The 17,335-nt window shown below is 68.9% G+C and carries 13 protein-coding genes and 1 pseudogene; 3 read left to right on the top strand and 11 right to left on the bottom strand.

Annotated features, from left to right (window positions below; genetic code table 11):
• Positions 1-81: 81 nt before the first annotated feature.
• Positions 82-741 (top strand): FadR/GntR family transcriptional regulator, encoded by a 660-nt coding sequence (locus tag ACFV9C_RS39055; RefSeq protein ID WP_380202005.1) that lies wholly within the window; start codon positions 82-84, stop codon positions 739-741.
• Between the two features lie 105 nt (positions 742-846).
• Here ACFV9C_RS39055 and ACFV9C_RS39050 read toward each other — a convergent pair whose 3' ends face one another.
• Both ACFV9C_RS39050 and ACFV9C_RS39045 read right to left on the bottom strand, forming a co-directional pair.
• Entirely contained in the window at positions 847-1,599 is a 753-nt protein-coding gene (locus ACFV9C_RS39050; protein WP_380202003.1) for an MBL fold metallo-hydrolase, read from the bottom strand.
• Positions 1,599-2,378 (bottom strand): alpha/beta fold hydrolase, encoded by a 780-nt coding sequence (locus ACFV9C_RS39045; protein WP_380202001.1) that lies wholly within the window; start codon positions 2,376-2,378, stop codon positions 1,599-1,601. Before ACFV9C_RS39045 ends, ACFV9C_RS39050 begins: the two co-directional genes overlap by 1 nt.
• Positions 2,379-2,458: 80 nt before the next feature.
• On the opposite strand from ACFV9C_RS39045, the gene ACFV9C_RS39040 reads away from it, so the two are divergent.
• Complete coding sequence (locus ACFV9C_RS39040; RefSeq protein WP_380201999.1) at positions 2,459-2,881, top strand: MarR family winged helix-turn-helix transcriptional regulator; 423 nt, start codon at positions 2,459-2,461, stop codon at positions 2,879-2,881.
• Here ACFV9C_RS39040 and ACFV9C_RS39035 read toward each other — a convergent pair whose 3' ends face one another.
• Positions 2,882-4,936, bottom strand: a complete 2,055-nt coding sequence (locus ACFV9C_RS39035; RefSeq protein WP_380201997.1) for a transglycosylase domain-containing protein — start codon at positions 4,934-4,936, stop codon at positions 2,882-2,884.
• Positions 4,937-5,020: 84 nt separating this feature from the next.
• On the bottom strand, positions 5,021-8,443 hold the full coding sequence (locus ACFV9C_RS39030; RefSeq protein WP_380201995.1) for a beta-N-acetylglucosaminidase domain-containing protein: 3,423 nt from the start codon (positions 8,441-8,443) through the stop codon (positions 5,021-5,023).
• A 153-nt stretch (positions 8,444-8,596) separates the two neighbouring features.
• Between ACFV9C_RS39030 and ACFV9C_RS39025 the strand changes: the two genes are divergently transcribed.
• Positions 8,597-9,091, top strand: coding sequence for a DUF3592 domain-containing protein (locus ACFV9C_RS39025; protein ID WP_380201993.1), 495 nt, complete (start codon positions 8,597-8,599; stop codon positions 9,089-9,091).
• An 81-nt stretch (positions 9,092-9,172) separates the two neighbouring features.
• On the opposite strand, the gene ACFV9C_RS39020 is transcribed toward ACFV9C_RS39025, so the two are convergent.
• The 7 genes and pseudogenes from ACFV9C_RS39020 to ACFV9C_RS38990 form a co-directional block, all read right to left on the bottom strand.
• Entirely contained in the window at positions 9,173-10,132 is a 960-nt protein-coding gene (locus ACFV9C_RS39020) for a glycoside hydrolase family 43 protein (protein WP_380201991.1), read from the bottom strand.
• Positions 10,132-10,476, bottom strand: coding sequence for an alpha-L-fucosidase C-terminal domain-containing protein (locus ACFV9C_RS39015; RefSeq protein ID WP_380202166.1), 345 nt, complete (start codon positions 10,474-10,476; stop codon positions 10,132-10,134). The genes ACFV9C_RS39020 and ACFV9C_RS39015 overlap by 1 nt, the downstream gene beginning before the upstream one ends.
• Positions 10,477-11,150 (bottom strand): annotated as a pseudogene (locus ACFV9C_RS39010) (alpha-L-fucosidase); the annotation flags it as partial. It lies immediately after the preceding gene.
• 14 nt (positions 11,151-11,164) lie between these two features.
• On the bottom strand, positions 11,165-12,853 hold the full coding sequence (locus ACFV9C_RS39005; RefSeq protein WP_380201989.1) for an ABC transporter substrate-binding protein: 1,689 nt from the start codon (positions 12,851-12,853) through the stop codon (positions 11,165-11,167).
• Positions 12,854-12,889: 36 nt separating this feature from the next.
• Positions 12,890-13,849 carry a carbohydrate ABC transporter permease gene (locus ACFV9C_RS39000; RefSeq protein ID WP_380201987.1) on the bottom strand — a complete coding sequence of 320 codons (960 nt, stop codon included), beginning with the start codon at positions 13,847-13,849 and terminating at the stop codon, positions 12,890-12,892.
• Positions 13,846-14,835: an ABC transporter permease gene (locus ACFV9C_RS38995; protein WP_380201985.1), complete on the bottom strand. Its 990-nt coding sequence runs from the start codon at positions 14,833-14,835 to the stop codon at positions 13,846-13,848. Before ACFV9C_RS38995 ends, ACFV9C_RS39000 begins: the two co-directional genes overlap by 4 nt.
• A 26-nt stretch (positions 14,836-14,861) precedes the next feature.
• Positions 14,862-17,216, bottom strand: a complete 2,355-nt coding sequence (locus tag ACFV9C_RS38990; protein WP_380201983.1) for a glycoside hydrolase N-terminal domain-containing protein — start codon at positions 17,214-17,216, stop codon at positions 14,862-14,864.
• Between the last annotated feature and the right edge of the window lie 119 nt (positions 17,217-17,335).

The following is a 17,335-nucleotide window of genomic DNA, read 5'->3' as shown; positions in this document are numbered from 1 at the left end:
GTTCGTCGGAACCGAGCCGGGATCTCGGAGTTGCTTGGTGATAGGATTACCAGTCATCTGATGTTTGAGGAAGAGGCTGCGATGAAAAAGGTCGAGCGGGTCTCTCTGGTCGAGTCCGTCGGAACCCAGCTCCGCGAGGAGATCACCGCGGGTCGCTGGGCGGTCGGCGCACGCATCCCGTCGGAGACCGAGCTGGTCGGTCAACTCGGCGTGAGCAGGGCGTCGGTCCGCGAGGCCGTGCGCGGGCTGGTGCACGCCGGTCTGCTCGCCACCCGGCAGGGCGACGGCACCTACGTCACCGCACAGGACGCCACCGACGTCGCGATCCGGCGCCGGCTCGGCGCGGCTGAACACGGCGACGTGGTCGAGGTCCGCCGCGGCCTCGACATCGTGGCCGCCGGGCTGGCCGCGTCCCGTCGTACCAAGACCGACGTCAACGCGCTGAACAAGGCGCTCGCCGCCCGGGCCACCGCGGGCGAGGCGGGTGACGAGGCCGCGTTCGTCACCAACGACGTCGAGTTCCACCTGTGCGTGGCGCGCGCCTCACACAACCCTGTCCTCATCGAGCTCTACACGAGCTTCGCGCGGGCCCTCACCGAGAGCGTCCGCGACGACCAGTGCCTGCAGGTCTTCTCGTCCGGCGGCGACACCTGGCACGAAGCACTGGCCGCCGCGATCGAAGCCGGCGACAGCACCAGCGCCGCCGCCGCCTCCCTGTCCCTACTGGAGAGCAGCAGGTAGCGGCACCACCGGCTGCCAGGCCCCTGAACACGCCAAGGGGTCGCGGAACAAGCTATTGCTTGTCGCCCGACCCCAGATGGGGTGCAGCCATCCAAGGCCGGCGCCTCATCGGACCGTCACCGGGACGCCTGGCAGCACCAGTCGTACGTCGACGTGCGGCGCGAGCCGTGCGACCGCGTCGGCGTAGTGCCGCGGGTCCTGGTCCCCCTTGGTGATCATCTGGTCGCCGAGGCGGCCGCTGTGGAACGCGTAGTGCTGCGCGACCGCGACCGTTGGTTCGAGCACCGCCGTGAGCTCCGCCGCCTCTTCGGCATCCATCACGACCTGCTCGAGGTTCATCGGCCGGATGCACAACCCGTTCGTCGGCAGGATCGCGAGGTCGATCGGGCCGAACCGCTCGGGGATCGTGTCCAGCTCGGGCACCCGCAGCGAGTCACCCCCGAAGTACACGGTCCGCCCGCCGCCCTGGATCACGAACGTGATCTCGTGCACGCCGTGCTTCCCCGGCGCCGCGGTCACCCGCACATCGCCGACCTCGGTCGCCTCCCACGCCTCGATCGCGCGTACGTCCCGGAACCCCTTGCCCCGCGCGATCGCCGCGACCGTCCCCGGTCCGACCAGCGGTACGCCGAGGTCGAAGCCGCCGGCGACGAGCGCGTCGAGGTCGCAGTGGTCGTAGTGCTCGTGGCTGACCACGACCGCGTCGATCCGGCCGAGCTCCGCGACCGTGGCGGCGACCGGCTCCCCCTGGTAGTAGGTGGAGGTCTGGGTGAACCACGGATCGGTGAGGATCCGGCGGTCACCGATCTCGATCAGCTGGCAGGCGTGCCCGATCCGGGTCACCGTCACCGTCGTCATCACGCCCCCAGTCCGAGCAGCGCGCCGAGCAGTTCCTCGGGCGTCTCCAGCTGCGGCAGGTGACCGGTCCGCGGCAGCAGCGTGTACGTCGCCAGCGGGATCGCGCCGGCGAACGCCTTGCCGTACTCCGGCCCCGCGATCCGGTCGCTCGCACCCCAGACCACGTGCACCGGGATGTCGATGCCGGCGAGCCGGCCGGCCAGCGTCGGGTCGGACATCGCCGGCCCGGTGTACCCGATCAGCGCCTGGATGTCCGGGCTCGGCCCGGTCCCGCCCGCGCTCGCCGGCACCGGCGCCTTGCTCGGGTCGTGCCAGGAGAACTTCTGGATCTCGGTCGCGGAGAACCCGCTGACGTCGGTGAGCGGCTGCCCCTCGACCTCGATGCCGATCCCGTCCACGATCACCACGCCGCTCACCCGCGGGCTGTGCCGCAGCGCGATCTCCGCCGCGAGCCAGCCGCCGAACGAGTTCCCGATCACCGTCACGTCGGCGAGGTCGAGCTCCTCGAGCATCGCGACGTACGCCGTAGCCAGGTCCCGCACGGTGGTCAGCTCCGCGTTCCGCGGCGTACCGCCGAAGCCGGGATGTGTCGGCAGCAGCACCTGGGAATGCGTGCGCTCGGCGAGCAGGTCGGCGAAGCCGGCCATCGTCAGGGCGCCGCCGCCACCGTGCAGCAACAGGAACGGCCGGGTGCGGTCGCGGTCCTGGACGGTGATGCCGGCGGCGGTGGTCAGAGTACGGACGGGCCGGAGGCTGCCGGCCGGGATCGGTGCGCTCATCGTGACTCCCTCACAAGGTTGCTTATATCAGGAACCTTAGATCAGTATCCTGATATAAGCAACCTGATACAGTGAGCGGCATGAAACACCAGCCCGCGGACGTCGCCCTGGCCGTCAAACGCCTGCAGTACCGTCACCACCGCGCCCTCAGCCGCGCGCTCGCCCCACTCGGCCTCTCGCTTGTGCAGTGGGACACCCTCCGCCACCTGCACCGCACCCCGGACGCCTCCCTGCACGACCTGGCCGTCCTCACCTTCCAGACCGACCAGTCGTTCGGCTCCCTGGCGACCCGGATGGCCGACCGCGACCTGATCGAACGCGTCCCCGGCCCCGGCCGCGCCGTCAAACACCGCCTGACGGCGAAAGGCGAAGAGCTCCGCGCCGAGGGTCAGGAAGCGGTCAACGCCGTCTTCGAGACGTCCTTCGACACGCTCACTCCCGCCCAGCTCGATCAGTTGGGCGGGCTACTGGACGTCGCCCTCGGCCCAGATCCGACCGCGTAGCTAGGGCCCGAGGCTGCCGAGGACGCGGGAAGGTGGCGCGGTGAAGTGGTCGTGGGGCAGGCCTTCGAGGGCGCCCTGCATGGCCGCCTCCCAGAGGGGGCCGGCGGTGCCCGAGCCGGTCGGGTCGGAGATGGTCTGGTTGTCGAGGGTCTGGCCCATCAGGTTCTGGTACGGCGGGGTCGCGTCGGCGACGACCGCGGCGGCGGCGAGGTTCGGCGTGTACCCGGAGAACCAGACGGCGAGGTTCTGGTTGATGGTGCCGGTCTTTCCGGCCAGGTCCCAGCTGCCGAACTTCAGGTTGCCGCCGGTGCCGCCGGGCTGCATGACCGCGCTCAGCACGCGGTTCACGCCGTCGGCGACCCACGGTTCGAGGACCTGCTTGCAGGACTCGCTCGGTGTCGACAGGTACTTGCCGTTCTGGTCCTTGATCGACGTGATCAGCAGCGGCTCGCAGTACACGCCCCGGTCGGCGAACGTCGCGTACGCGTTCGAGAGCATCAGCGGGGTCACGTACCCGACGCCGAGCGTCATCGAGACGACCTGTTCGAGCGGGTGCAGTGTCTGCGCGTTGTACATGCCGAGCTTGCCCGCGATCGTCGCGATCGGGCACAGCCCGGTCTTGCGGGACAGCTGCAGTAAGTACGTGTTCACCGAGAACCGGGCGGCGTCGACCATCGTGAACGTCCCGCTCTTGGTCGAGTTCACCGGCTGGTAGTTCTGGTCCCGCGTCCAGCCGTCGCAGGTCCGGTACGGGACCATGCTCAGGTCGATCTGCTGCGGTGAGTCGATCTGGTAGTCGATCGGGATGCCCTGCTGGATCGCCGCCGCGATCGTGAACGCCTTCATCGTCGAGCCGTTCTGGAACCCGCCGTACCCGCCCGCGTACGACTTCTCGACGTTGTAGTTGTACGCCGTCTCGTCGCGGCCCTCGCCGTACGGCTTGCTCTGCACCATCGCCTTGACCAGCCCGGTGCCCGGCTGCACGACGGTGATCGCGGCGATCGTGCTGTCGGTCGGCTTGCTGTTCTCGTCGATCGACTTCTGCGCGGCCGCCTGGATCCGCGGGTCGAGCGAGGTCCGGATCGTCAGCCCGCCGGTCTTCAGGTACTGGTCGCGGGCCTGCTCGGTGGGGCCGAGCGCCGGGTTGTCGAGCAGCTTCGAGACGACATACTCGCAGTAGAACGGGTACGCCGAGTTGCCGCAGCCGTTCGGCACCAGGTGCATCTGGGACAGGTCGATCACCGGCGACCGGAGCGCGCTGTTCGCCTCGGCGACCGAGACGGTGCCGAGCTGAAGCATCCGCTGGATCACGGTCGCCCGCCGGTCGGTCGCCGCCGCCGGGTGCGTGACCGGGTCGTACCCGCTCGGGTTCTTCACCAGCCCGGCGAGCACCGCGGCCTGCGCCAGGTCGAGGTCCGCGGCGTTCACCCCGAAGTAGTGCTGGGCGGCGGACTGGACGCCGTACGCGCCGTCGCCGAAGTTCGCGAGGTTCAGGTAGCCGTCGAGGATCTGGTCCTTCGACTGCTGCTGCTCGACCGCGATCGCATACCGCAGCTCGAGCAGTTTCCGCTCGTACGTCGGGGCCGTCGCGGCGCGCTGCTCCGCCGGCGTCCGGGCGTCCTCGAGCAGCGTGAGCTTCACGTACTGCTGGGTGATGCTCGAACCGCCCTCCTGGGTACCCTCGGCGTGGTTGCGGATCAGTGCGCGCAGCGTGCCCTGCAGGTCGATCGCGCCGTGCTGGTAGAACCGCGAGTCCTCGGTCGCGACGATCGCCTGCCGCATCACCGGCGCGACCTTGTCCAGCGCGACCGGGACCCGGTTCTCCTCGTACAGGTTCGCGATCAGGCTGCCGTCCGCGGCCAGGATCCGCGTCCCGACGTCGGCGGGCCGGCTGTTCAGCGGTTTCGGCAGGGTGGCCAGCGAGTCCATCACCGCCTCGGTGCCGAGCCCGGCGAATCCGGCGATCGGCACCGCCAGGCCGGCCGCGAGTGCACCGGCCAGCGCGCTGACGCCCAGAAAACGCGTCAGCTGACGGACCCCTTGCCCCGTGCCCACCGTTCCACCGTAAGCCGCCGGGCCGCCGCACACACGCCCCTCTCAGCGTCCTCTCATGTCGAGTGGCCGGCCGGCCCTCAGCTGTCAGACAGCTGGGTAGACCTCCAGTTCGTAGAGCGAGTAGCCGTACTGCGTGGCGCGGTGGACGCCCTGCATGCGGACGTAGCGGGCGGTGGTGTCGAGCCAGAGGGTGTCGGCACCACCGTCGCCGTTCGTGACCTCGGTCGCCGTCGTCCAGGTGGTCCCGTCGTCCGACACCTGGATCCGGTACGCCGAGCCGTACGCCGTCTCCCAGCGCAGCACGACCTTGCCGAGGCGGGTCGGCGTACCGAGGTCGACCTGCAGCCAGGAGGCGTCGTCGTACCCGGACGCCCAGCGGGTGCCGGTGTTGCCGTCGACGGCCAGGTCGGCGGTGAACGACGTACCGGGTTCGATGCTGGACGCAACGACCGGGCGGTGCAGGGCGACGTTCGTCGTCGCCGTACGCGGACGAACTGCTACGCGTAGGACGGCGTCGAAGGCGGTCTGGCCGACGGTCAGCTTGAGCGGGACGTCCACGTCGGCCAGGGGTGCGTCGGCGGGCGGGGTCAGCTTGATCGGTACGGACTGGGTGAAGCCGCGCTTGACGGTCACGGCGGACGCGGCGTCGACCGTCCAGCCCGCGGGCGCGGTGACGGCGAACGTGCCGTTGACGTCGGTGCCGCGGTCAGCCGCGACGTCGACTGTGAAGGTCGACGTCTCGCCACGGATCACGTCGGCGCGGTTCTCGTCGACGTGCAACGCGGCCAGCGGCGTGTCCGACCACAGCGGCACCACCTCGGCGACGGCCGGCGTACCGCCCGTCCAGACCAGGCGTACGGCTTCCGCCTTCAGGTCGGCCACCGGCAGCTCCGTGTACGCCGACGACACCGAGCCGACGCGCTGCCACACTCCCCCGACCTGGACCTCGACGTCCGCCGACCCGACACTCCGCTGAAGGACCGTGAGACCGGCCAGCTCCCGCGGTGCCGACAATCCGATTGTCAACAATTCACCGGCGGCGGGTGTGGTCGCCGGGACGTACGCGGTGTCGAGGTCGCCGTCCACGGCCTGCCGGAACGAGGAGCCCGCGGCCGGGGCCGGCGTACCGCTCGCGGTCAGCGTGGTGGTCCGCCCGCCGATCGTCTCGACCGTGAACTCACGGACGACCAGCCAGTAGTCGCTCGCGCTCAGCGAGCGGTACCGGACGTAGCGCGCGGTCGTGCCCGCCGGAGCCGTGGCGCGGACCTCGGCCGTGGTCGCACGGGTGAGTTCGGTCCAGCGGCTGCCGTCGGGCGAGTACTCCAGGACACCCGAGTGGATGTAGTCGTTCGGGCTGGACGACTTCCCCATCAGGAGGGTGATCACTCCGATTGTCGACAGTTGACCGAGGTCGACCCGCACCTCGGAGCCGGTGCTCGGCGCGCCGTCGCTCCAGTAGAAGGTGTTCGGGTCGCCGTCGATCATCCGCGCCGGCACGTTGTCCTGGTACGTGCCGAGGCTGGTCGTCGCCGTACGTCCGGGCTGCACACCGAGCCAGCGGTCCTGGACGCGGGCGGCCTCGGCGACCAGGGCGTCGACGACGCCCTCCCCGATCCGCGGGTACGTGCCGCTGTGCGGGAGCCGGCTGTCGCGGATCGCCTTCGCCTGGGTCACGAGCGCGTTCATCGCCTGTCGCGCGGTCCAGGCGCCCGCTCCGTCGCCGGCATCGAGGGCGGCGAGCAGGTCGAGGGCGCGGTTCATCGCCTGGCCCCACAGCTCGGTTGCCTTCAGCCACGATTCCGCCTGGTCGGCGAACGCCGGGTCGACCACCTTCGCGCGGATCGTGGCCGGGGCGGCGGCGATCGCGGTCACCTTCGGCCGCAGTACGGCGATCGCGTCGGTCCGCCGGCCCGACCGCCACAGCTGCCAGAACTGGTCGACCGCGGCGGCGAACACCGGCGCACTCTCCGGGTGCAGCGTGCCGTCGTACGTGTTGAGGTCGGCGAACACCTCGAGCGCGGCGGTCGTGGCCGGGTCACCGCCCGCGCGTTCGGCGAGAGCCCGGTGCCAGGACGCCTGCGGGTCGTACTTCGCCGGATTCCACCCGAGCTCGGCGAACGAATACAGGGCGACCTTGCTGACCGCTGGCTGGTTCATCGGGTTCGAGATGACGCCGGCGACGCTGTCCGCGATGGCGGGCTCGCGGCCCGTGTACGGCGCGAGCAGCAGGCGGCCCGCCGCATAGTCGTTGACCGGGTAGTTGTCCCAGATCAGGATGTCGTGGCCGAACACGGCCTTCGCCTGCGCGGCCTGCGCCGCGGTGATCGTGCGCGGCACGACCCCGATCCCGGTCCAGTGCACGACCACGTGACTGTCGAGCTGCTCCCGCAGGGTCTTCTTGTACGGCGTCTCGCTGACGTTGTAGTACTCGGTCGGCACCATCTGCAGCGGGGCAACGTCCGGCTTGGACGCCACCCATTCGCGCTGCACCCGGTTCAGCAGGTCGCTCTGCGCCCGCCCGGCGGCACCACCGCCCGTGCCGTACTTCGCGTTGTCCGCGGCGCAGTGCCAGGTGTTGTAGTCGATGTCGTCGAGCGGCACGTTGAACGACCGCGCGCCGACGTCGTACAGCGCCTGGAACTTCGCGATCAGCGCCTGGAAGTCGGCCTCGGACGTGTAGCAGATCGACAGGCCGGGCGACAGCGCGAACGTGAAGTCGACCTTGTTCTGCCGGGCGCGGGCGACCAGCTCGGACAGCTGGGCGAGCTTGTCGGCCGGGTACGGGTCGCGCCACTGCTCGCGGTGGTACGGGTCGTCCTTCGGGGCGTACTCGTAGGTGTTCATCCGGTGCTCGCCGAGGTAGCTCAACTCGTCGAGGCGGTCCGCCTGCGACCACGGCGTACCGTAGAAGCCCTCGATCGCGCCGCGGTAGCGCATCGTCGGCCAGTCCCGGATCGCGACGCCAGGGAGCCAGTCGCGGCCGTCGTGGTTCTGGATCAGCTGGGCGAAGGACTGGGCCGCGTAGAAGGTGCCGTCGGCATCTACGCCGTCGAGGACCACTTGGGCGCGGTCGTTCCGGTCGCGGCCGGCGGCGAGTACGTAGCCTTCGGCGGGGAGGCCGGTGCTGTCGGTGACGTGCAGCGAGTCCAACACGGGCGCGGCGCGGCCGAGCCAGATCGTGGTCGGCGTACCGGGGTCGGTGCCGTCCGTCGTCCGGACCGTCTTCACGCCCGCGCGGTCCAGGGCCTGCCGGACGACGCGCTCGGCGTCGGCGTCGGTGCGCGCCGTACGGACGAGACCGACCACCGGGGTGATCGGGAAGCCGTCGGCCCGCTGCACCAACTGCTGCGGCGCGGGGGAAACGCCGGCCGCCGAGCTGGCGACCGGCGAGTCGGCGGACGGCGAGTCGGCGGGCGCCGGTGGTGGTGCGGCGCCGGCGGAGGGTGGCGCGATCGCGAACGGGGCGGCCAGGGCGAGCACGCAGACAGCAGACCGGAGCAGGCGCATCGAGTCTCCTCGGGCAGGCGGGTGCCGACAGTTAGCCATTGCGCAGAAGTGCTCGTCAAGGGGTGGAGACAGGCATCTTCAGGCAGTCTGCACCGCGACGCGGCGCGCCGGTTCGACTGGACAGATTCCGGCCGCTGAGTTCTCTTGAGAGATGTGAGCACCCAGCATTCGGCGCGGCGGCTGACCCGCCGGAAGCGACTCGGCGTCGTCGCTGCCTGGATCATGTTCACCGCGATGGCCGTCGGCGTGTTCGCGGCCGGGGTCGCGACGCTGCTCTGGGGCATCCACCGGCTCAGCGACGTCGGCGACCTGGCCGACCACCAGGCCCGCGCCCGCGGCGAGATCGTTGCCGCCCGCAAACTCCCGCACGAGCCCCAGGGCACCGGCGGCGGTACCGAGGTCACGGTCGGCTTCCGGTCCGCGGACGGCAGCTTCCACACCACCACCCAGACGGTCCAGCTGTGGAGCCGCGCCCGGCACATCGGCGACAAGGTCGACGTGGTGTACGACCAGCGCAACCCGGACTCGTTCTACACCTCGTCCCTCGGCGTCGAGCGCTTCCGCGACATCCTGATCCTCGTCCTGGCCGCCATGATGCTGGTCGGCAGCACGGTCGGCTACATCAACTACGTCCGCGATCCCTGGTAGCCGCGACCAACTCAGCCGCCCCGTGGGCACTGGGCAGGCATGGCGCGTAGATCACCCGCAGGGCGGGCGCCACAGCCCAGCTCACTGCTGTGGTTCCAGCCCGCTCCCCCAGACAGAGTCGAGGCGGTGGTACTCGTCGGCCGTCAGCGGCAGGACGACGCCGTGGCAGGGGTCTTCCGGCAGCCGGTGGTCCGTGCTGGGGACCCATCCACCGCCCTCCAGGTCGGTGGTTTCGAAGGGGACGTAGCGCCGGTCCGCGGTGAACTCGTCGATCCACAGGTACCACTTGTCCTCGGTGTTCGACTTGTAGACCAGCGGCCCCTCGCCCTGCGTGATCGTGCCGAGGCCGATGCCTTCGGTCAGCGGCTTCCACTCCGCGGCGGTCAGGGAGTCCGACATCTCGGAGAACACGGTCTTGCCGAACGGCGCCCCGCCGTCGCGGCTCCGTTCGTCCTTCAGGAAGCGGTAGTACCGGCCCTGGTGCACGATCACGGTGGCGTCGATCGTCTGCCAGCCGCGGTCGATCCAGATCCGCGGCTCGGAGAACTCGCGGAAGTCGCGGGTGGCGGCGTACATGATCCGGTTGTAGCTCTCGCCGACGTGCTCGGGATTGTCGTAGAGCGTCGACGACCAGTGCACGAGGTACGCGTCCTGCTCGGGGTCCCAAACGGCCTCGGGAGCCCAGGCGTTGCCGGCCTCCGGTGGCGCGACCTCGACGAGGCGGCCGGTGTCCCAGTGCACCAGATCGGTGGACTCCCACACCATGACCGAACGGCTGCCGTGTCGCTGGTGGCGGTCCCAGTCGAGGCTGTCGTACAGGCGCAGGTCGGTCGCGAGCAGGTAGAAACGGGACCCGTCCGGCGAGCGGACGAGGTGCGGGTCGCGTACGCCGTACTCCCCGGCGGTCGAGCGCAGCGCCGGCCGGCCGCCGTTGAGGTCGTGGAACCGGAGCGGGTCGTTGCCGTCGCTCAAGGCGAAGTAGATCTGCTCGCCGTCCGCAGATTCACGCTTGAAGTGCGCGTACAGATAGCCGTGGTACATCAACTGGCCTCCAGGTCGACGGCAAGGCAGTTCGCGACGGCGGCCGGTGGAGTGTCGGGGAGCCTGACGACCAGGATGCCCTTGGCCTGCTCGAACGCGACCGGGCCGTGTCCGAGGAGCCGTACGCCGGTCACCCGGTCGTCCACGAAGCTGCGGATCACGGCGCGGCCGTCCGAGGGCCAGACAAGCTGGAAGGCGTAGACCGTGTTGTCGCGACGGGTGAAGCGGTAGTCGGAGCTCGTCCACGGCACCCGGTCCTCGGTGAAGCCCTTGATCAGCACGTTCGACGATCCCTCGCCGAACACATGGAAGGGCCGGGTGCCGTAGATGCCCTCGCCGCACATCGCGGTCCAGGCACCCAGGTCCTCGAGGATGCGCGTGCATTCGCCGTCGATCGTGCCGTCCGGCAACTGGGGCACGTTGAGCAGCAGGTTGCCGTTCTTCGACACGATGTCGACCAGCAGCTCGACGACGTGGCCGGCGGTCTTGTAGACGTCGCGGACGTTGTAGAACCAGTCGCCCACCGAGGTATCAGTCTGCCACGGCGTGGGATGGACCCCCGGGGTCTGGCTGCGCTCGATGTCCATGATCCCGACGGCGCTCACCTCGGGCCGCCGGTCCTTCTGCTGGTACACGGCCCGAGGGTTGGTGTTGTAGAGATGGCTGACCGCCCGCAGCCCCGGTTCGTACGTCGCCTCGCCGAACGGCAGCGGCCCGTCGCCGCGCCGGTCAGCCGCGGCCTTCCACAGCCCCACGATGTCCTTGCCCGGACCGACCTTCACCGAGTTCCAGGGGTTCACCGCCGAGTCGTAGTTGAAGAAGTTGTCATGGTGCACCGCCTGCGACACGAAGTACCGTGCGCCCGCGGCCACGAACTGATCCATCAGCGCGTCCGGCTCGAACCTCTCCGCCTTCCACACTGCGGACCCCAGTGCGACCAGATACCGAGTTTCGCGTCCCGGAACCAGTCGGGGCATTCGAACGTGGTCAGGGACTCAAAGGTTGCGTCGAACGGCACTGGTCGCTCCTGGTCTACTTGTTCGGGACTTTGTCGTACGCGGCCTGCTGGATCTCCAGGTAGCGCTTCAGGCCGAGGCTGTCGAGGCCCTTCACGTAGGCGTCCCAGTCGGTGTCGAGGTTCTTCGAACCCGTGATGAACTGGAGCGCGTTCTGCTGCACGTAGTTCTGGATGTTGGTCTGCAGGGTCGCGAGTTCGTTGGCCTGCGCCGGGTCGGGCCAGACCTTCCAGAACGGGTAGATCTGCGCCTTGTCCTCGTGGCCGGCGTACAGCTTGGTTGCCTCGAACAACTTACGCTCGTAGCCCGGCTGCGAGTAGATGTCGGTGCCGATCGCCTCGGAATTCCGGAAGCGCGCGGTGTTGTTGTACTGCGCCAGCGCGCCCCAGCCGGAGTTCAGCGGCTTCGACCCGGGCTTCTGCGGGATCTGCTTGAAGATCGGCTTCAGCGACTTGTCGAGCGCGACGTCACCGGACCCCGGCTGGGTCCAGCCCTTGCCCTCCATACCGAACTGGCCGTTGATCTGACCGGGATCGGTGAAGATGTAGTCGAGCATCTTGATCGCCTGGATCTGCTGTTCCTGGGTCGCCTTGGACGTGAGTACGAAGGTAGCGCCCGGGACACTGGGGAAGTTGAAGCCGGTGTAGTTCGCCCCGCTCGGTCCGGTGAGCGGCGCGACGGCGTCGTACTGTTTGTCCCGTCCGTCCGCAGAGCCGGTGTTGACGAACTGGCCCGGGTGCAGGACGGTCGCGGAACCGAGCACGACCCCGCCGGCGCGGTTGCCCTGCTGCGAGAGCGCGTCCCCGTTCTGGGTGAAGGCGCCCTTGTCGATCAGGCCTTCCTTGTAGAGCGAGTTGATGTACCGCAGGCCCTCGCGCCAGCCGTCCTTGTTCGCCTGGAGGTCGACCTTGCCGTCCTTGAGGACGAGGGTCGAGTCGTTGTTGCCGCTGCTCGTACCCTGCGGGTCGTAGATGAAGGCGTTCATGAAGTACGGGATCAGGGAGTTCCCGACGGAGGCGCTGAGCGGGATCTCGTCGGCCTTGCCGTTGCCGTTCGGGTCCTGGGTCTTGAACGCCTCCAGCACCTTGCGCATGTCCTCGGTCGTCTTCGGCGGCTGCAGACCGAGCTTCTTCAGCCAGGCCGAGTTCATCCAGAGCTTGTCCTGGTACGAGCAGTGGAAACAGTCCACCCACTGCGGCATCCCGTAGATCTTCCCGTCCGGCGCGGTCGCCATCGCCTTCCACTCAGGAGTGGAGTCCAGCGCCTTCTTGATGTTCGGCGCGTACTGGTCGATCAGCTGGTTCAGCGGTACGACGACACCCTGCTGGGACAGCTTCAGCAGGTCGACCTGCGTGAACTGGTCGACCCACGGAATCAGCAGGTACAGGTCCGGATAGTCGCCACTGGCCAGCGAGATCTGCCGCTTCTCCTTGGCCGGTCCGCCGTCGAACGTGGTGGTCTGCCACTTGATCGTGATGTTGAACTTCTGCTGGATCAGCTTGGTGAAGTCGTTGGTCGCGAGGTTCCAGTCCGCGGACTGTGGCGAGAACACGCTCAGCGTGACCGCGGGGTTGCCGCTGATCGTCGGCAACGGCTTGCTGCTGGAATCGTTCGAGCTGCCTCCGGAACAGGCCGCGAGGGCGAGTGCGAGGAGGCTGGTGCCGACGATCGCGGCACGCCTCCGCCTACTGAGCTTGACAGACATGGGGGTTCCTCACAGAAGTTGGGGCACGTTGGAGGATCAGCCCTTGACGGCGCCGATCAGGATTCCCTTGGTGAAGTAGCGGGCGACGAACGGGTAGATGAGCAGCACCGGCACGCTCGCCACCACGATCAGCGAGTACTTGAGCAGGTCGGCGAGCTGCTGGCGCTGGATGACGAGGGACGCGTCGACGGCGCCACCACCGGTCGTGTTCAGGATCAGGATGTTGCGCAGCACGAGCTGCAGCGGGAACAGGTCCGGGTTCTTCAGGTAGATCAGCGCGTCGAAGTACGAGTTCCACTGCATGATCGCGTACATCAGCGCGACCACCGCGATCATCGGCTTGGCCAGTGGGATCACCACCGACCAGAGGAACCTGAGGTCGCCGCAGCCGTCCAGCTGCGAGGCCTCCACGAGTTCGTCCGGGATCGCGGTCCGGAAGTACGTCCGGGCGATGATCACCTGCCAGACCCCGATCGCCTGCGGGATGATCAGCGCCCACCGGGTGTCGAGCAGGCCGGCCGACTGGACCACGAGGTACGTCGGTACGAGGCCGCCGGTGAACAGCATCGTGAACAGGATCAGCGTCATCACGACGTTCCGGCCGACGAGCGTACGGCGGGACAACGGGTAGGCGATCGCGATCGTCATCGTGACGCTGACGATCGTGCCGACGACCGTGTAGAACAGCGAGTTCAGGTACCCCTGGACGATCTGCGGGTTCTCGAACACGGCGTGGTAGCCGCGCAGCGAGAAGTCGACCGGCCAGAACAGCACCCTCCCCGACGACACCGCTTCGGGACTGCTGAACGAACTCGCCACGATGTACAGCAGCGGAAGCAGCACGACGAGCAGGAAGACGCCGAGCAGCAGGTACACGCAGAACAGGAAGATCCGGTCGGTGCGCGGTTCGCGGATCCGGCGCGCCCGGGCCTCGCGGCGTTCGGGCTTCTTGCCCTTCTTGCTCGCGGCCGTTCGTGGTTCGGTGAGAGTCGTCATGACCACAGTCCGTTCCCGGTGACCCGCTTGGCGACGGCGTTGACGATCAGGAGCAGGGCCAGGTTGATGACCGAGTTGAACAGGCCCACCGCCGTCGCCCCGCTGAAGTCGGCATTCAGCAGGCCGGTCTTGTAGACGTAGGTCGCGATGATCTCGGACTCGCTCAGGTTCAGCGGGTTCTGCAGCAGGAACGCCTTCTCGAACCCGATCGCCATGATGTTGCCGACGGCAAGTACCAGGATGATGACGGCGGTCGGCATGATCCCCGGCAGGTCGACGTTCCGGATCCGCTGCAGCCGGCTGGCGCCGTCCACCCTGGCCGCCTCGTGCAACGCCGGGTCGATCCCGGCCAGCGCCGCGAGGTAGATCACGGCGGAGTACCCGGTGGTCTGCCAGACGTCCGACCACACGTAGATGTGCCGGAAGTAGTCCGGGTTGCCGAGGAAGTCGACCGCCGGCACCCCGAAGAAGCCGAGCCCCTCGTTGACCAGCCCCAACCGCGGTGACAGCACCAGGATCGTCATCGAGACGACCACGACGGTGGAGATGAAGTACGGCGCGTACGTGACCAGCTGGACGGTCCGCTTGAACAGCCCGGTGCGGATCTCGTTCAGCGCCAGCGCGAGGACGATCGCGAGCGGGAAACTCGCCGCGACCGTGTAGACCGACAGCACGAAGGTGTTCTTCACCAGCGACCAGAACACCGGGTTCTGGAAGAACAGGTCGAAGTTCTGCCAGCCGACCCAGGGGCTCCCCCAGATGCCCTTGATCACGTTGTAGTTCTTGAACGCGAGCACGGCGTTCGACATCGGGATGTACTTGAAGACCACGAACCAGATCAGCGGTACGACCATCAGCAGGTACAGGGTCCAGTGCCGGGACAGGCTGCGCCGGAAGCCCTTCATCCCGGGACGTTCGCGTCGCCGGCGCCGCCGCCGTACCGGTGTCTCACCGGCCGGCGGCCGGACTGTCGTCAGTGTTGCCATCGAACCCTCCTCGTCCGTGCCGGTGGTCACGCCGTGTGCACGCGGTGACCGGCGCCGGCGGTCAGCTGGACCCGCACCCGGTCGTCGCCACGCCGAATCGTTCGTTCCTGGTCCCGGTCGGCTGTCAGGACTGCCTCGGTGCCGTCCGGTGTCCAGGCGATGTCGACCGCCACGCCGCCCCGCGCCCGCAGACCGGTCACCTGGCCGGTCGGCCAGGCCGCCGGCAGCGCGGGCAGCAGCTCGATCTCGCCGGTGTGGCTCTGCAGCAGCAGCTCGGCGATCCCCGCGGTCGCGCCGAAGTTCCCGTCGATCTGGAACGGCGGATGCGCGCAGAACAGGTTCGGGTAGACGCCGGCGCCGCTGCCCGGCCGGCCGGTCGCCGAGTCGTCGGCCGGCCGCAGGAACGCCAGGACCAGGCGGTGTGCCGCGGCCGCGTCGCGCAGCTGTGCGCGCAGGCAGATCTTCCAGGCAAGCGACCAGCCGGTCGCGTCGTCGCCGCGCAGGTCGAGGGTCCGCCGTGCGGCCGCGGCCAGCTCCGGGGTCCCATCCGGCGTGATCGCGTCGCCGGGGTGCAGGCCGACAAGATGCGACATGTGCCGGTGCTGGGGATCCTCCTCGGGCAGGTCGGCCGCCCACTCCTGTAGTTGCCCCCGGCCACCGATCGACGGCTCGGGCAGGCGCTTGCGTGCCGTGGACAGCTCGGCGAGCAGCGGATCCGCGACCTCCAGCAGCCCGGCCGCCTGCTCGACCTTGGCGAACAGGTCGGAGATCAGCGCGAGGTCCATCGTCGACGACACGGTCACGGAGGCGGGTTGCCCGTCCGCGGCGAGGTAGTCGTTCTCCGGCGAGGTCGACGGCGCCGTACCGAGGCTTCCGTCGGGCAGTTCGGTCAGCCAGTCGAGGCAGAACACGGCCGCGTCCTTCAGCGTCGGCCAGGACTCCTTGAGGAAGGCCAGGTCGCCGGTGAACTCGTAGTGGTCCCACAGGTGCCGCACCAGCCAGGCGCCGGCCATCGGCCAGTTCGACCAGCGCGGATCACCCTCCACCGGAGCGGTCCAGCACCAGGCGTCGGTGTTGTGATGGGCTGTCCAGCCCCCGCAGCCGTAGCGTTCCGCGGCGGTACGGCGGCCCGCCTCGGCAAGATGATCGATAAACCTCAGCAGCGGCTCGTGACACTCCGGCAGGCCGGTCGTCTCCGCGGGCCAGTAGTTCATCTCGGTGTTGATGTTCACCGTGTAGTTCGAGCTCCACGGCGGGCGCAGAACCTCGTTCCAGAGGCCTTGCAGGTTCGTCGGCAGGCCGCCGGGGCGGGAGCTCGCGATCATCAGGTAGCGGCCGTAGTTGAACAGCAACGCGGCCAGTGCCGGGTCATCGGTCTCGGCGGACCGCGCCACGCGTTCGTCGGTCGGCAGCTCGGCGGCGGCCGTCGTGGGCAGCTCGAGCGACGAACGGCGGAAGAGGCGGCGGTGGTCCCGCTGATGGTCGGCCAGCAGGTCCGCGTACGGACGGTCCGCGGCCGCACGCGCCACCTGGTCCGCGATCGCCCAGCACTCCTCGGCCGGCCGGACCGGTGCCTTCGACGGGCCGTCGTACCCCGTCGCCGTCGACAGGAACAGCGTGAGTTCGGTGAAGTCCCGGACCGTGAGAGCGGCCTCATCGGCACGGAGTTCGCCGTCGCTGGTGGCCCGTAGCGCGATCGCGGCAGCCATCCCGCGGTCGGGCCCGTCGGAGTACCGAATCGGCTCCGGTACGTCGCGGTGCGGTGGCGCGACGTCGGCCGGTGCCTGCAGCAACAAACCGAGCCCGGCGTCCACCGGGTTCGGCCGAGAGCGCAGCTTCGACGTCAACCGAGCGGTCAACTCCGGTACGGGCTCCGACGTCGTCAGGTGTACGACGAGTGCACCTGCAGGTGCGCTGACGAAGACCTCCTGACGTACGGCGGTCCCGTCGACGTCGTACTCCGTCGTCACTACGGCGGCGTCCAGGTCGAGCACTCGGCGGTACCGCGTCGCGTCGCCGTTCAGCGTCAGGTCGAGCAGCAGGTCACCCAGCGGGAGATACGCCTGCGAGTAGCCCGAATGGAAACCACGGGCCAGCTCGTGCGCACGGCGGACGTCACCGGCCCACAACGCTTCCCGAACGTCGCGGACCGCCTCCGCTCCGGTCGCTCCGAGCGGCGTCGACAGCAGGCGGGCCGTCTCCGGACCGCCCGACCACAGCGTCTCGTCGTTCAGCCCGATCCGGTCGGCTCCGAGGCCGCCGAAGCACATCGCGCCGATCCGGCCGTTGCCGAGCGGCAGCGCCTCCAGCCAGGTCGCCGCCGGCCTGTCGTACCGCAGTGACTGTGTGCCGAGCCGATCAGCGCTCACCAGGTCGCTCATCTCCAGCCCTCCGTCGTGATGACGAGGATTAATCCCATGAATTTCCGGGATCGTAGCGCTCACGGCCGCCATGGTCCATACTGAACGCCGTCGAAAGATCTCGAAAGATCCCATCTATT

Origin of the sequence: Kribbella sp. NPDC059898 (genome assembly GCF_042730855.1) — a bacterium.
Lineage (GTDB): Bacteria > Actinomycetota > Actinomycetes > Propionibacteriales > Kribbellaceae > Kribbella.
The sequence above is the reverse complement of the archived record's forward strand: the minus strand, read 5'-3'. Positions and strand labels throughout refer to the sequence as shown.

Excerpts from the sequence above, each read along its gene's own strand:
- ACFV9C_RS39055 (WP_380202005.1), top strand. The coding sequence starts at position 82 with ATGAAAAAGGTCGAGCGGGTCTCTCTGGTCGAGTCCGTCGGAACCCAG.
- ACFV9C_RS38995 (WP_380201985.1), bottom strand. The coding sequence starts at position 14,835 with ATGGCAACACTGACGACAGTCCGGCCGCCGGCCGGTGAGACACCGGTA.
- ACFV9C_RS39015 (WP_380202166.1), bottom strand. The coding sequence starts at position 10,476 with ATGTGCGGCGAGGGCATCTACGGCACCCGGCCCTTCCATGTGTTCGGC.
- ACFV9C_RS39030 (WP_380201995.1), bottom strand. The coding sequence starts at position 8,443 with ATGCGCCTGCTCCGGTCTGCTGTCTGCGTGCTCGCCCTGGCCGCCCCG.
- ACFV9C_RS38990 (WP_380201983.1), bottom strand. The coding sequence starts at position 17,216 with ATGAGCGACCTGGTGAGCGCTGATCGGCTCGGCACACAGTCACTGCGG.
- ACFV9C_RS39020 (WP_380201991.1), bottom strand. The coding sequence starts at position 10,132 with ATGTACCACGGCTATCTGTACGCGCACTTCAAGCGTGAATCTGCGGAC.
- ACFV9C_RS39000 (WP_380201987.1), bottom strand. The coding sequence starts at position 13,849 with ATGACGACTCTCACCGAACCACGAACGGCCGCGAGCAAGAAGGGCAAG.
- ACFV9C_RS39040 (WP_380201999.1), top strand. The coding sequence starts at position 2,459 with ATGAAACACCAGCCCGCGGACGTCGCCCTGGCCGTCAAACGCCTGCAG.
- ACFV9C_RS39050 (WP_380202003.1), bottom strand. The coding sequence starts at position 1,599 with ATGACGACGGTGACGGTGACCCGGATCGGGCACGCCTGCCAGCTGATC.
- ACFV9C_RS39045 (WP_380202001.1), bottom strand. The coding sequence starts at position 2,378 with ATGAGCGCACCGATCCCGGCCGGCAGCCTCCGGCCCGTCCGTACTCTG.
- ACFV9C_RS39005 (WP_380201989.1), bottom strand. The coding sequence starts at position 12,853 with ATGTCTGTCAAGCTCAGTAGGCGGAGGCGTGCCGCGATCGTCGGCACC.